A 14737-nucleotide genomic window follows, 5' to 3' on the forward strand; every position below is an offset into this window, starting at 1 on the left:
AAGGTATTATTTGTTCATAAGTCTTACTCAATTCCTCGTCCGGTGGATAGGTTTTGACCCGGTTGACGGTCGCGGATGACTTACCGGCCAAATCGGAGAAAACCCCGGCAGAATGCCCGGCTACCAGAGCGGCTCCCCAAATGGCGCATTCTGTTCGATCCAATTCGACATAGGGTATCCCAAGCACGCTGGCTTTGATCCGATTCCAGAAGGAGGACTTCGCTCCTCCTCCCACCACCCTGACTTCATAGAAGGAGGCGTCCGGGATCAATTCCCGCAATACGCCCAGGTAATAGGCGTATTCGTAGGCAATACCCTCAAGGATTGCCCGGAACAGGTGCTCTCTCTTATGATCCCAACTAAAGCCGGCCAATACTCCGCGCATTGACGGTTGAGTGGGACAGTTTCTCCCTCGCAGGTGGGGAAGAAAAACAAGCCGAGTAGGCTCAGTTGAGGTTTTTTCCACTTCGGCGGTGATACGGGAAAAGGCGTCGGGAAGCGAGGCATACTCCCGGAATAACTCGTTCTTCGCCCATTCCAGATCCATGCCTCCTCCGTTGATGTAAGCCATGGGAAAATAAAAGTCAGGAAGAACCGAACGGGGGAATAAAAGGGTTTTATGACGAACATCGGGGGCGAATTTCTTTACATTGAGCGCAAAACACGAGGCAGTTCCGGCAACGTCAAAAGCCATTCCCTCCTCGACCACCCCCGCGCCCAAAACATTGGCCGCCTGGTCTCCGCACCCGGCCGCCAGGGGGGTTCCCGGAAGTAGTCCCATCTTATCCGCCCACTGTTTTTCCAGTTGGCCAATCACTTCCCACGGTTTGACAATCCGGGGAAACTTATCTTCATCGACCTCGAAACGGGCAATGATCTCTTTATCCCAGGTCATGTTCTTTATATCAGAGAAACAGGAAAATATCAGGTTGCTATAATCCATAAACGTATCCGCGCCGGAAAGACCGGCGAATTTCTGCACCACCCAGCTCGAAGGGATAGTGAATCCGGCAATAGACCGGTAGATATCCGGGTGCTCGTTTTTCCACCACAGTATCTTTGGCCCGTGGTTGATGCTGGGACCCATGCCCGAGCGCCGAATGATGAGTTCTTCTCCCTGGTCTTTCATACGCTGGGCATAGGGAGCCGACCGAATATCCAGCCAGGAATCATAAGGGGTTGCCGGCTCACCGTTTTCCGCCACACCCATAATTCCGGCCATCTGTCCATCTAAAGCCACAGAGGCGACCTGGGAAGGATCGATGTCGGTTTTATCCATCACTTCCCGCACGGTCTCTACCACGGAATGTAACATTTCATAGGGATCCTGGATAACGCTTCCGTCTTTACCGTAGATAAGATGGGAGTCCCGGCGGCTGATAGCCAGCAATTTACCATTCTCATCGAACAAGCCTGTTTTGGTGGCGGTAGTCCCCAGGTCACAACCAATCAGGTAAGTCACGACTTCACTCCCCTTCGCTCACCATCAATTCTTTTTTGCAATCAATCTTCATAACAGTCCAATAAAACCGCATACACTTTTTCCGAGTCTAATTCCCGGCCTTCCGGATTTTTTACAATGTCCTCCGCCAGCCCTCGCAAATCATCACGAGGAACATCGATTTCCCGCAGGGTAATTGGACAACCGATCCCCCTCGCCCAAGAGCGCAAAGCGTTAATACCTTCCTGCCCAACTTCTTTGTCTGTTTTCCCGTCCGGGCAAATTCCGAAAACCCGTTGGGCGAATTGGACAAATTTGGCCGGATTTTCACGGGCCCCGTGCTGCAGCCAGACCGGCTGGACAATCGCCAGCCCCGCCCCGTGTGATACATCATATCTGGCACCGAGTTCGTGTTCAATGGTATGAGCATCGTAGGGCTGATTGCCTCTTCCGGCATCATGCAGACCATTGAGAGCCAAGGTGGCAGACCAGGCCAGATTGCACCGTGCTCCCAAATCGTCGGGATTTTTCCGAATTCTTTCTACGCTTTCCATGGTGGTGATGAGAATACCCTCTCCCAACCTGTCCTGGAGAGGGGTATCCGGACAGTCATCGAAATATCCTTCCAACACATGGGAAAAAATATCGTACGCTCCATATGCTATATGATGAAAAGGTATCGATACGTGTAGTTTCGGGTCGATGATGGAAAAACGAGGAAAACTGAATGGATAATGAATTGCATATTTCTGGTTGGTCGCTTCATTGGTGATGACTGAATTGACGTTCATTTCCGAACCGGTAGCGGACAAGGTCACAACCACTCCCAGGGGCAGGGCTCCTTTTGCTTTCCTTTTGAGAAGGAAGAAATCCCACACATCTCCATCATCGAGGGCGGCAACAGCCACCGCCTTGGCAGTATCGATGACGCTTCCTCCCCCTACCGCGATCACCGCGTCCACCTTGTTTTCCCGGCAGATCGATGCACCCTTTTTAACCAGTGAAAGACGGGGGTTGGGTAGAACCCCCTTCAGTTCGAATACCTGTACTCCCGCCGCTTCCAGAAGTGATCTCGCCCGCTCATAGACACCCGTTTTGGCCAGGTGACCGTCTTCCCGTGCCTCCACCAACAATACCCTGGTTCCGATGGAAGCCGTTTCCCGGCCCAGTTGGTCCATCTCTCCCGGCCCAAAAATAATTCGTACCGGGTTGTAGAATGTAAAACTGTTCATCAACGCTCTCCTCTCATCGATATTTTCCTCTATCCATCCAATCCTCAGGCCTTGACCTGGGTTATTTCATCCGGGGAAGACAAGGAAACCTCGATCCTCATCCGCCTGGCCGATATTTTCTTCAAATATTCATCCATCATGACTCCTAACAAGATAACAATCCCAAGGATGGCAAACTCCAGTTGGGTCGCCAATCCCAAGATGTTCACCATGTTAAAGAGAGCCCGGATTATGACCACCGCAATCACCACTCCGAGAATATTGGCTTCCCCGCCCCGGAGACTGGCCCCTCCCAAGACCACCCCGGCTATAGCGTAGAGTTCCCAAGCGTTCCCCATAGCCGAAGGCTGAATCGTATTGAGATCCAAAGCAAAAAGTATGCCGGCAAATCCGGCACACATGGTGGAGATGATATAGGCGACGGTCTTCATCCGGTTGACGTTGATTCCGCTGAAACGAGCCGCTTTTTCATTAAAGCCAAGCGCCAGGAGGTACCGGCCATAGATGGACCGGTAGAGGAAAATGGAAAAAACAATGGCCAGGATAATTAAAATAATGAAGGGCATGGGTATTGACCAATCCGCAATGTTCTGGGGAGCATCTGACCAGAAGGCGCTCGGAATCCTCCCCTGGGCAACAAATCTCAAACTCGCAAAATCTCGTCCCCCACCGAACCCTTGGGGCACGTCCCGAGTGACAACTCGAGCCAACCCGCGGTATATAAAAAGACCAACCAGAGTGGCAATAAATGGCTGGAAATTAAACTTGGTGATCAATACGCCGTGTGCCAGTCCCATTAAAAGCGACAACCCCAATACCAGGACAAAGGCAAGCCCGATGTTCATGGAGTACCCGACAATAAACAGAGGAAACAGGGTTCCGGTCAGACCGACGACGGATCCTATCGATAGATCGATCCCCCCGGTAATGATGGGAAAGGTAACCCCTAAACTCAATATTCCAAACAGACCAGTCCATCGCAATATATTCCTGATATTAAGAGGATTTAAAAATCTGGGATCAAGAAAACTGGTGATGATAATCATAAACACCAGTAAAAGGATAATGCCAATCAGTTTGTTGTTCAATACTCCTATTTCCCGTTTAAATGTTTTATTCATGAACGTGTCCTCCCGCCTCCTGCCACTAAAATTTCTTCTGGTTCTTCCCGTTGCCTGGGAGAACGCTCACCTCCTGTCGCCAGGTTGACGATTTCCTCCTCACTGAAATCGGCAGGCAGCAGTTCTCCGGTCAACCTTCCTTCATGCATGACCAGAATCCGGTCAGCAATGCCCAATACTTCCTGCATTTCACTGGATATGATTAAAAGACCCACACCATGGGCAACCAGTTCTTCCAGCAGGTAATAGATTTCCTGCTTGGCTCCGACATCAATGCCCCGGGTCGGCTCATCCAATATGAGGATTTCCGGCTTGAGAGAAAGCCATTTTGACAAAACGACTTTCTGCTGGTTTCCACCGGAAAGACACCCCGTAATCTGGATGAGAGAAGGTGTTCTAATGTTCATCCGTCTGACCATTTCTCGTGTGACAGACGTTATTCTCTCCCTATCGACCAAAGCCATGGACTGATATTGATAGAGCCCCGGCAGCACCACGTTGTCCTCCAGCGCCATTTCCAGAACCAGGCCGTGTAGGGCTCGGTTTTCCGGCGCCAGGCAAATCCCCTTACGAATGGCGTCCCCGCTGTTTCTGATGGAAATTGATCGTCCGTTCAGCAAAATTTCCCCGCCCAAGGGCTGATCAATCCCAAAAATGGTGTGAGCCAGCTCGGTACGTCCCGCTCCAATCAGCCCGGCGATCACCACAATCTCCCCCCGGCAAACCTTAAAACTAATGGGATGCCCCGGATGAGAAGGTACGATTAAGTCCTTCACTTCCAATATCGGCTCTTCACCGCAATGGTACTGGTGCTGGTAAAAATTCTTGGTATCCCTGCCCACCATAAGCTTTACCATTGCTTCCCGGCTGATTTCCTCGCGAGCTAAATTCCCTGAATTCTTTCCATCACGTAGCACGGTCACCCGGTCGGCAAGTTCTTTGACCTCACCCAACCGGTGGGAAATATAGATAACGGAGATACCCTGACTCCTTAGTTCCCTGATAATCCTGAACAGCTGTTCCGCTTCTTTCTGAGACAGGCTGCTGGTGGGTTCGTCCATAATGATGATTCGGGTGTTCATCGAGAGTGCTTTACCGATTTCCACCATTTGCTGGAGGCCGATGGTCAGGTTGTTCACGATGATGGTGGGAGAACAAGTCATCCCAATCCGCTTGAGCACTTTGCTGGTTTCTTCGTTAACCCGATCCTTATCCACCAGCTTCAACAGGCCGGATTTACGGGGTTCCCGGCCGAGAAAAATATTGTCCCCGATATCCAGGTTGCCGGATAAGTTCAGTTCCTGGTGAACAAAGGCGATCCCCAGTTCCATCGCCTGATGAACAGTGTTGATGCTGATCTTATCTCCGTCTAAAAAAATATTACCGGCGTCGGCATGAAGACAACCCCCAAGAATATTCATAAGAGTACTTTTACCGGCCCCGTTCTCCCCGACCAAGGCCAGGACTTCCCCCGGATAAAGCTCCAGGTTAACCCTGTCCAGGGCCTGCACTCCGGGGAAAAGCTTGCTGATTCCCACCATTTTCAGTAAAGGAATTCGTTGTTTTCCGTCCATGAGATACCCTCACCTCACATCATAAAAACCCATACCGGATCAATGTTTCAGGTGACTCATGCCGGGCCGAGCTTCAGCCCGGCATGAGTATGAGTTAAAGAATTAATTGGCTACTCTTGGCCGAGTTTTTCCCTCAGGTCAGCCCAGAATGCATCAACGTTCTCCGGAGTAATTACCCGTGCCGGGACATCTATAATGCCATCTTCGGGGATATCGGGGTTTTCTCCCCTGGCTATCTGCGCCATCAATTTTATAGACATGTAACCGAAATTATACGGATCCTGCACGATGGTCGCGTTAACATAGCCAGCCTGCAAAGCGTGGAGAACTTCGATCTCCTCGTCGAAGGTTACCATGGGAATCTGCCCCAACAAACCGGCATCGCCCACGGCGGATATCATCATCGGACCGTTGTAGCTCCAAAGGCCTACCAGGCAGTCGACATCCGGGTAACGAATGAGGGTATCTTCCACGTTTTGTTTGGCGCGGGCCATGTCCACATTGTCTGTGAGGGTATCGAGAATGGTGATGTTTCCGGCAATCACTTCTCCTATAGGATCCGACTCGGTAAAGCGTTTATCGTCGGGTTCACCGCGCAACTCGTCGATAATGCCCTGCCTTCTCTCAATGGCATTCTGGACGTCGAGCTTTCCGACAAAAATCATGATTTCTCCGCCATCGGGAAGAATCTCCTGGATGACCTGTCCAGCCCTTCTTCCTGCCTTGTAGTTATTGGTACCGATATAGGCAATCCGATTGCTGAGCGGGGCATCACTGTCGTGAGTGATAAGGATGGTCTGTTCGGCGACACCGTTGAGAAAGTCCACCATGTGGGTCGGATCGACCGCACTGACGGCAATACCGTCAACCTGCTTGGCCACCATTGACTCCAAAATGCGAATTTGCTCGGCCGCACTCCCGTCAAAGGGCATATGGAGCTCGGCGGTCACTCCAAAGTCCCGTTCCGCGTGACTGACCCCTACCTGGGCAATGCTCCAGAAATCCGCTACCACGTTGGTCACAAACGCAAAGTGAAGATTACTATCGGCTAAGGCAGAACCGCCGAGTGCCGCTACTATAAAAAGCGCCATGACGAATAAAGAGAAAAACTTGGAATGCCGTTTCATCCTCTTTCCTCCCTTAACATTCGATTGAAAAAGATTCTTTTGTTCATGATCGCCCGCACAAAGATACCTGGACCTGCTACCCTCTTTAGATTAAAACAACAGGATTGTCATATCGAATAGTATCCCCCCCCTTCAATTTATCATATATTATGATCCTTCACCTTCCAAGACTTGTCTACGCAGAAGATCCAATAGATCAATAATGTTGCTGTCACTCTGCAGCCTTTTAATTTCTTCCGTGTTCAGGCGGTCTGCAATCTTCTCCAAGGATTTAAGCATGCGGATAGAGGCCGTACAGGCCCGTGCGGAGTCCTCGCGGAAAGGAAATTGATCCAGGGTGAAAAAGCCATCATAATCAGTTTGTTTTAAATACCAGATATACTCAACCGCTCTCCATACATTGATCGTCCCTGCAATCAAGTCATCATCGAATTCACCGTACGCATCGTTGATGTGAACGTTGAAGAGTTTACCTTCCCGGTTGAGCAGACACAAGGCTTCAGCCGGGGCTTCGCGGGATAACAGGGCATGACCGAAATCAAGGGCGATTCCGAAATTACCGGCTCCCACCTGACCGGTAAGATAGAGCGCCTTACCCACATTGGAAACCAGTACGTACATTCGGGGCTCTTTTAGTTTATACTCATAAGAGAGTTTCAGGTCGGGAGCGTATTCGGTAATTTCCCGAATCGCCGAGACAGTCCAATTCCAAAGTGATGTGTAGTCGCTTTGGAATACATAGTCCCATCCATCCTGCCCCGGCCACATCTCCACATGGCCGCATTCGATTTCCCGGGCCGTGTCCACCGTCCTTTTTACCAGGTCTATAGCCTTGCGGCGGATTTTCCCGTCAGCGTTGGTAAACGCTCCATACCGGAAGATGGGGTCTCCAAACAGATTGACATTGATGGTCGATATTTTCAATCCAAAATCATCGACCATTTTTGACACCTCCCGGTTCTCGTATCCCAGGAAGTCATCAGGAAAATGGATCTGGATCGCCTCTGCCCCTTCAACCCGAGATACCATCTCCAACTGCTCCCGGGTATTCCCCATATTTTTGTATCCTTTAGGAATAAACCGGTCGGCCGAAAAACCCATACACCACAAACCAACTCCAAACTTGAGCGGTCTCATAAAAACCCCCTTCTTTGAATGGAATAAAAATCTCTTCTCCAAAAGAGTTGATTGATAGCATTGTTGAGGGAACAATACCTGTTCATTCAATATCAAGTCGGTAAAAGACTGCAACCCAGGCATCTTTTGTCAATGTTTCTTCAAGGCTTCACAATCGCCTCAAGAACACTGTCTTCCTTAACCGTGTCCATCGCATCTATTCCTAAAAGATTCCTACAACTCCGGCTCGAACAACACCTTGGTGAAAACTTCCTTCTGGTAAAACATCATTTCGAACACCGACTGGCAATCTTCAAGTTTCACCCGGTGGCTGATCAACGGTTTGACCTTTATTTTGCCATTGTCCATGAAAGCAAGGGCGCTTTTCCATTCGTTGATGGGAAGTGGGCTAATCGAAGAATTCCAGGATCCCTTGATAATCAATTCCCCACGCAAAATAGCGTTGACGGCCTGGTTGGGCAGCAAAAGATCGTCATAGGAAATGCCACACAGGATCACCTTGCCCATTTTCCCAACGGACTGGATGGCCTGGACCTGGGTGATTTTGTTGCCGGCCAGTTCAATCGCGATGTCTGCCCCCCTGCCCTGAGTATGGGCTAAAAGGTCCTGAACTGCGTCGCCATTTTTTCCGTTAATGGTGAAGTCGGCTCCCAGCTCCCGGGCCAGCGCCAGTTTTTCTTCGAATATGTCCACGGCAAAAATGGACCCGCAGCCCACCGCTTTCAGCCACTGCAGAGTGATAAGCCCGATGGCCCCCAAACCAAAAACCACCGCGGTTTGTCCGGGTTCCACCGAAGCTTTTCGGACGGCATGCAAGGCAACGCTCACCGGGTCGGTCATCGCGCCCATTTCATAATCGACGTTTTCCGGAAGGATCAAGACATTCTCGGCATCCACCCGGATATATTCGGCCATGGCTCCCGGGATACGTGATCCATAGTAAAGATAATCATCGCACAGGGTATATTCCCCGATCCGGCAGTAATCGCAGTCTTCACAGGGCACCAACGGCATAACCGTCACCCGGTCACCCGGCTTCGCCGATTGAACCCCCTTACCCACTTCGATCACTTCTCCGGCAAATTCGTGTCCAATGACGATGGGCATAACGTGGGCCCCTTTGACCATTGTCCGCTGAATATCCGAACCACATACGCCGCAAGCCTTTACTTTTACGATTACATCTCCGGATTTTTCCAGGCCGGGTATTTCTTTCCCGACACAGCGCAAGGTTCCGGGAGCCTGCAATTCAACCGCCCTCATCAACTTATTCATTCACTACCTCCTGTAAGGTAAAGACCATTCAGCAAAGAATCCGGCAAAAACCCGTTCCCCTGATCCCAGCGGCATTGCCCTCGTCGGTATCCAGGTGACAGGCCAGTTTTCCATTGGGTGAAATCCGCACTATGACTTCTTTAAAAATCACTCCACCGGGTCCGGCTACCTCGACGTCGACTTTCTGGCCGTTTTTCACCTGATAGCGGCCGACATCGGCAATGTTCACGTGTATGTGCCGTGCTGCCCGGATAGCTCCCTCTTTCAGTGTGACTACTCCAACCGGCCCGACCAGGGTAATCGGCTGAGTATCGGCGATATCACCGGACAATCGAACGGGGAGTGCGAGATCAAGAGCATACCCGTCGGTATGGGACAACTCCACCTGATCGTATTCCCGGAATGGTCCGATAATCCTCACGCCTTCCAGGACCCGCATACCAGACCCGACAACCACCACCTTTTCCTGACTGGCGAATTCCCCGGGTTGGGAAAGATGGCGCATTGGAGTCAATTGTCGGCCTTGTCCATACAGTAACTCGAAAGTGACCTGCCTCAGGTGACAATGGCGGTTGGATACCTCTACGGGGATGGAAAAAGAAGACCCCGCCGGGGAAACTCCCTCCGTCATTTCCTGGCTGACCGTTTCAGCGATCAATTTTATGACCTCATCCCAGGTATGGGTACCCCGCTTATCCATGATCTACTCCCTTACCCACTCACAATCTTCACGCCGGCACTGGTTCCCAACCGGGTGGCCCCGGCAGCGATCAGCAAACGGGCATCTTCATAGGTGCGGACCCCCCCGCTGGCCTTGATCCCCATCTTTGGGCCTATGGTCCTGCGGATGAGGGCTACGTCGTGAGCGGTCGCCCCGCCACCGGCGAATCCCGTCGAGGTTTTGACAAAATCAAGTTCCGCTTTCTTGATCAGCTGTGATACTGCCACCTTCTCTTCATCGGACAAGAGGCTGGTCTCGATGATGGCCTTGCTGACGGTGGTCGAACGGCAGGCCCGCCTGACTGCGCGCAGATCTTCCTCGACCGTTTTTAAATCCCGCGCTTTCAAGGCTCCCACATTGATCACCATGTCAATTTCATCCGCTCCGTTTTCTATGGCGTTGCGTGCTTCAAAGGCCTTGCTCCGGCTCTCGCTGGCTCCCAGGGGGAACCCGGCTACCGTACAGACTTTCACACCCGTACCCCGCAGTTTTCTGGCGCAAAAAGAAACCCAGTAAGGATTGACACAAACCGAGAAAAAACGGTACTGTACGGCCTCCTCGCAAAGCTTCTCGACCATCGCAAGACAGGCGTCGGGTTTCAGGAGGGTATGGTCGATATAGGAGGCGAGGTCTGCCGGGGCCAGCGATAGGCCGTCTGCCGGTATTCGGCGGGACCCGTCATCGTCCATGGCTTTCTCCGGAGGAATATTCCGGAGCTTATTGAGTACTTCCCGGGTAATCCGTTCGATCAACTCTTGTTGGTTCATGCTTGAAAACCTCGCCTTTGCAGGAGTATAAAATCATTCATAAAAATCTATCTGTTCCTTTCCACGGCCATCATCTTGTTGATCCGGGGCCAATGCCTCCCACCGGCAAAACGGGTCTCCAGCCAGAGCTTAACCATTTCACACAATTCATCGAGAGGATGGAGCGGCCCCCCCAGGGTGAGAACGTTGGCATTGTTGTGCTCCCGGCTGTTAACTACCGTTTTCCGGTCATAGCACAGAGCCGCCCGTATCCCCTTCACTTTATTGCACACCATACAAGAACCGATTCCTGCCCCATCGATCATGATCCCTCGTTCACATTCTCCCGATGTGATCTTGCGAGCTACTTTCACGGCAAAATCCGGATAATCGACACTTTCGGTGCCATGGGTTCCCACATCGTAAACCCGGTACCCGAGACCTTCCATATATTTTTTCAAGCTTTCCTTAACCGCAAATCCCCCATGGTCGGAACCGATCGCTACCCGTTTCACCTGATCGCAGCAATTCACCGGTTCAACCTCCGGGAGATTGTCGACCGTCGAGGCGTAAAGACCACTGACCACGTTCTGGATAATACGGGATTGATTATTCACCGGACGCTCTCCTCTTTATCATCAACCTGGATTTCATCGACGATCCCGACAATCATCGTCCGAACCGGCGCTGCCGGATCGGCCAGAATCATGCGCGACGAATTCCCTTCATCCAGCACCAACACCGTATCTCCCTCCCCGGCCTGTACCGTGTCGAAAGCCAACAAACTTTTTCCCTGAGGTCGGGCGTCTTTATCCAGCGGCTGCACTATCATTAATTTCAAACCACGCAAGACCGCCAGTTTTTGGGTTGCAACCACGTTTCCGATGACTCGGCCGACAATCATGTCAAACCCCCACGTTGACCTGATCGACAATTCCCATTACGGTCAGATCGGATGGATTAAACCAGTTGGGAAGGGCAATCGCCGCCTCCCGGCCCGCTTCGAAAAACACGATATCTCCCCGGCCAGCCTGTACAAGGTCACAGGCCACCAGAGGTGAACCGGAATGCTCCAAGCGTTCATCCAAAGGCTGAACCAGGAGAAACTTGATTCCCTGTAACGATTCAACTTTCAGAGTACAGACCACCGAACCGATTACTTTACCCAGACGCATCCTGTTCTCCTTTTTAGACAATTCGGAAATAATCAACCAGAGTACACCGTCTTTCCCGGGTAAAAGTCCGGGCCCGGGTTAACCCTTCCCCGGTGGGACTGGCTATGGTGAAACTGGTAAATCCGGCCCCGCCCATGCCCAATCCGCTATAGCTGGGCCCGTTTTTCACGAATATCGAACAATTCATCAGCCGGGCCATGCGGGACAGGTTGGCAATGTTTCGGGAATGCATCACGGCGGTATGCCGGTATCCGTGTTCGCACTCCACCGCGAATTCCATAGCCTGCTGGACATGAGCAAAACGAACCAAGGGGATTACCGGCAGGAGCTGTTCGGTCCAGACCAGGGGATGATCAGCGCTTACTTCACTAAACAGAATCCGGATATCCCCGGGGACGTTCAGCCCGATATGACTGGCGATGTACCCGGCGTCCTTCCCCACCATGGCCTTGTTCACCGTTCCAGCTTGTCCGGGTTTGCCAGGATCACTGAGCACCAACTGGGTGATTTTTTCCATTTGGGTGCGATTCAGGGCGAAGGCGCCGTTTTTCTTCATCTCTTCCTGCAGCCTGTCGGCAATCCCGGCTACAGCCAATATTTCCTTTTCACAGATACAGACAATGTTATTGTCAAACCCGGCTCCCCGCACAATATCCCGGCCGGCCTTGACCAGATCGGCGGTTTCATCCACCACGCACGGTGGATTGCCCGGACCGGCGGCGATCACTTTTTTCCCGCTCCCCATAGCTTCTCTCACCACTGCCGGACCACCGGTCACCACTAAAAGGCGGATATCGGGATATTTCATCATTGCCCGGGCGGTTTCCAAAGAAGGAACACTTAGAGCGGTGACCAGATTTTCCGGTCCCCCGGCTTCCCGGATAGCCTGCTGGACCAAAGAGACGGCATGACCTGAGCATTTCACCGCCCCAGGGTGAGGATGAAACACTACCGCGTTCCCCCCGGCGATCATGCTGATCGTATTGTTGACAACGGTTGTCGTCGGATTGGTCGAAGGAATCAGCGAACCAATCACTCCATAGGGAGCGCGCTCGACCAGGGTCATGCCATGTTCATCGGTAAAGGCGGAAGGATCCAGGTCTTCGACTCCGGGTGTTCTCAGGGCCACCAGCCGGTGTTTTTCGATCTTGTCCGTTACCCGGCCAAAGCCGGTCTCTTCTACAGCCATCATGGAAAGTACTTCAGCGTGAGCCAAAATCGTCTTCCGGATGGCCCGAATCATATTCCGCCGCCGGTCCAGAGGGATCTCCATCAGTTCTTCCTGGGCTTTGCGAGCGGCCTCTGCCGCCCGATCGATATCAGCGAACAATCCGTCCGCCGCTTCAGCCTGCCCGTCTGCGTGCAACGCACAGGCAGGCTTTACAAGAACCAAGGATTCGTCTTGCTTCTCAGCCCCCGGTTCCAGCCGGCCTAAAACACCCTCGACGATCGCCCGGATATCGATTTCATTCCATTCCATTGTTTTGACCCCGTATGCCGTATCTGCCATATAAACGAGTCATGCTTTTTTACCTTCTTCCCCCGGCCGCCGCCCGAGCCGCCAAGTAAATACGAGAGAAGGAATTGCTGTCCAAACTCGCTCCCCCGATCAATCCGCCGTCGACATCGGGCTGACAAAAGAGCGCGGGGGCGGTAGCCAGCGTCATGCTCCCTCCATAGACAATCCGAACTTTTGCCGCCGTTTCCGGGGAGGTGAAATCAGCAAGAGTTTGCCGGATAAAGGTATGCACCTCCTGGGCTGCCTCCCCACCGGCAGCGAGCCCGGTACCGATCGCCCACACCGGTTCATAAGCGATGACAACGCGTTCGAGCAGCTCCTCCTCGATTCCCTGCAGAGCAAACACTATTTGCCCATTCAAAACGGCAAACGTATTCCCGGCCCAGCGTTCCTCTCCGGTTTCACCGACGCACAAAATGGGAATCAAACCTTTATTTAGGCAAATGTTCATCTTTTGGTTGACTGTACGGTCATTTTCTCCAAAAATTGTCCGGCGCTCCGAGTGTCCGATCAGAACATAACGGCAACCGGCTTCCATCAACATTGCCGCCGATGTCTCACCGGTGAAGGCTCCCTTTTCTTCATAAAAGACATTCTGGGCCCCCAGGGCGATACCGCATCCGGCAAGCTCTCGCAGGGCAGTCTCCAATGAAGTAAACGGAGGGAAAACCGCCAGTTCGACATTGGATTGATCAAAGTCCTGGATTTCCGTTCGGAGCGCCCGGAGCAATCCGACAGTTTCCTGGCGATTCATATGCATTTTCCAGTTCCCGGCAATCAGCATGGTCCGGAGCATGAAATTCCTCCCCCATCGAAAACAGGACCGCTTATTATCAACTTACGTCTTCGTCAAACAAGAAAAAACTCTCCCTACACCACAAAAAACGGCCGAATATCAGGATGAGGATTGGGTATGATCACCTGTTTACACAACAAGCCTTTCCGGCTCACCACCGCAACCGAGGCTTCCACGGCGGAGGTAACCTCATGGATGTCCCCGATGATTTTCCAGTAAGACTTTCCGCCCATCCCGGTAGCCAGCCGGACTTCATTCACCAGTACGTCGGCGGTTTTTGCCGATATGTCCGCGCCTTCGATGCTGGCTATGACCGAAAACGACTCGACCACGGCGACCGCGTCCCATCTTTCACACGGTACCGCCCCCAAAACGGCGGGAACCACCTGGGGATGAAGATTGGGCAGAAAGAGTTCGTCAACCAAGTACCCCTCACCAGCCCGTTTCCCGGCAGTCAATGAGGCATCGACTTCCGCGACTGTTCCGGTGACCAGAACAAAAAATTTACCCGGACAAATGGTTTTCGCGTCGATGATCCGAACGGGGGCCGCCTTAACCATACTGTCCAGCACCTTTATGCCCACCGCGATACTGTTAAGTTCCAGAACTCCCAAAACGGTTATTTCCATTTTTCACCCGATATTCTCTTTTTGGATGATGACTCTTTCTTCGTCCACCAAGACTACCCGCCCATCGATGCTGGCATGTGTCCGAGCTCCCTGCATACCCTCCGGGATTTCTCCCAGCAGGGTTCCCTCCCGCACCAGTTCACCGGCCCTCACCACTGCCTTGGCCGTTTCCCCGGCATGCTGCCGCAACGGAATTTCAACCCGGGCAGGATCGGTCTCCAAAACCGGTGAAAGGGGAGGAGCC

At 52.2% G+C, this 14737-nt stretch carries 16 protein-coding genes; all 16 read right to left on the reverse strand.

The features are described 5' to 3' along the window. Positions 1-1462 (reverse strand): FGGY family carbohydrate kinase (locus VLH40_06410; protein HSV31638.1); only part of this gene is annotated, 1462 nt, incomplete at its 3' end. Between the two features lie 41 nt (positions 1463-1503). Continuing rightward, complete coding sequence (locus VLH40_06415) at positions 1504-2673, reverse strand: iron-containing alcohol dehydrogenase (GenBank protein ID HSV31639.1); 1170 nt, start codon at positions 2671-2673, stop codon at positions 1504-1506. 44 nt (positions 2674-2717) lie between these two features. Next, entirely contained in the window at positions 2718-3794 is a 1077-nt protein-coding gene (locus tag VLH40_06420; GenBank protein HSV31640.1) for an ABC transporter permease, read from the reverse strand. Next, a complete protein-coding gene (locus VLH40_06425) occupies positions 3791-5368 on the reverse strand; it encodes a sugar ABC transporter ATP-binding protein (GenBank protein ID HSV31641.1) in 1578 nt (525 codons plus the stop codon). Before VLH40_06425 ends, VLH40_06420 begins: the two co-directional genes overlap by 4 nt. A 110-nt stretch (positions 5369-5478) precedes the next feature. Continuing rightward, positions 5479-6495, reverse strand: a complete 1017-nt coding sequence (locus VLH40_06430; protein HSV31642.1) for a sugar-binding protein — start codon at positions 6493-6495, stop codon at positions 5479-5481. 147 nt (positions 6496-6642) lie between these two features. Beyond that, a complete protein-coding gene (locus VLH40_06435; protein ID HSV31643.1) occupies positions 6643-7632 on the reverse strand; it encodes a sugar phosphate isomerase/epimerase family protein in 990 nt (329 codons plus the stop codon). A gap of 213 nt (positions 7633-7845) precedes the next feature. Then, positions 7846-8907, reverse strand: a complete 1062-nt coding sequence (locus tag VLH40_06440; protein HSV31644.1) for a galactitol-1-phosphate 5-dehydrogenase — start codon at positions 8905-8907, stop codon at positions 7846-7848. 28 nt (positions 8908-8935) lie between these two features. Further along, positions 8936-9607 carry a phosphate propanoyltransferase gene (gene pduL, locus VLH40_06445; GenBank protein HSV31645.1) on the reverse strand — a complete coding sequence of 224 codons (672 nt, stop codon included), beginning with the start codon at positions 9605-9607 and terminating at the stop codon, positions 8936-8938. Positions 9608-9618: 11 nt separating this feature from the next. Continuing rightward, positions 9619-10395 carry a deoxyribose-phosphate aldolase gene (gene deoC, locus VLH40_06450; protein HSV31646.1) on the reverse strand — a complete coding sequence of 259 codons (777 nt, stop codon included), beginning with the start codon at positions 10393-10395 and terminating at the stop codon, positions 9619-9621. A 47-nt stretch (positions 10396-10442) separates the two neighbouring features. After that, positions 10443-10991: a ribose 5-phosphate isomerase B gene (gene rpiB, locus VLH40_06455; protein HSV31647.1), complete on the reverse strand. Its 549-nt coding sequence runs from the start codon at positions 10989-10991 to the stop codon at positions 10443-10445. After that, positions 10988-11278, reverse strand: a complete 291-nt coding sequence (locus tag VLH40_06460) for a EutN/CcmL family microcompartment protein (protein HSV31648.1) — start codon at positions 11276-11278, stop codon at positions 10988-10990. The genes rpiB and VLH40_06460 overlap by 4 nt, the downstream gene beginning before the upstream one ends. 1 nt (position 11279) lies before the next feature. Continuing rightward, complete coding sequence (locus VLH40_06465; protein HSV31649.1) at positions 11280-11549, reverse strand: EutN/CcmL family microcompartment protein; 270 nt, start codon at positions 11547-11549, stop codon at positions 11280-11282. Positions 11550-11562: 13 nt separating this feature from the next. Beyond that, complete coding sequence (locus VLH40_06470) at positions 11563-13029, reverse strand: aldehyde dehydrogenase family protein (GenBank protein ID HSV31650.1); 1467 nt, start codon at positions 13027-13029, stop codon at positions 11563-11565. A 49-nt stretch (positions 13030-13078) separates the two neighbouring features. Beyond that, on the reverse strand, positions 13079-13864 hold the full coding sequence (gene tpiA, locus VLH40_06475; GenBank protein HSV31651.1) for a triose-phosphate isomerase: 786 nt from the start codon (positions 13862-13864) through the stop codon (positions 13079-13081). A gap of 74 nt (positions 13865-13938) precedes the next feature. Beyond that, the gene (locus VLH40_06480) at positions 13939-14493 is read right to left on the reverse strand and encodes a BMC domain-containing protein (protein ID HSV31652.1); all 555 of its coding nucleotides are present in this window, start codon (positions 14491-14493) and stop codon (positions 13939-13941) included. 3 nt (positions 14494-14496) lie between these two features. Continuing rightward, a partial coding sequence (locus tag VLH40_06485) for a hypothetical protein (protein HSV31653.1) occupies positions 14497-14737 on the reverse strand: 241 nt, incomplete at its 5' end.

This window comes from Atribacteraceae bacterium (assembly GCA_035477455.1).
Taxonomy (GTDB): domain Bacteria; phylum Atribacterota; class Atribacteria; order Atribacterales; family Atribacteraceae; genus DATIKP01.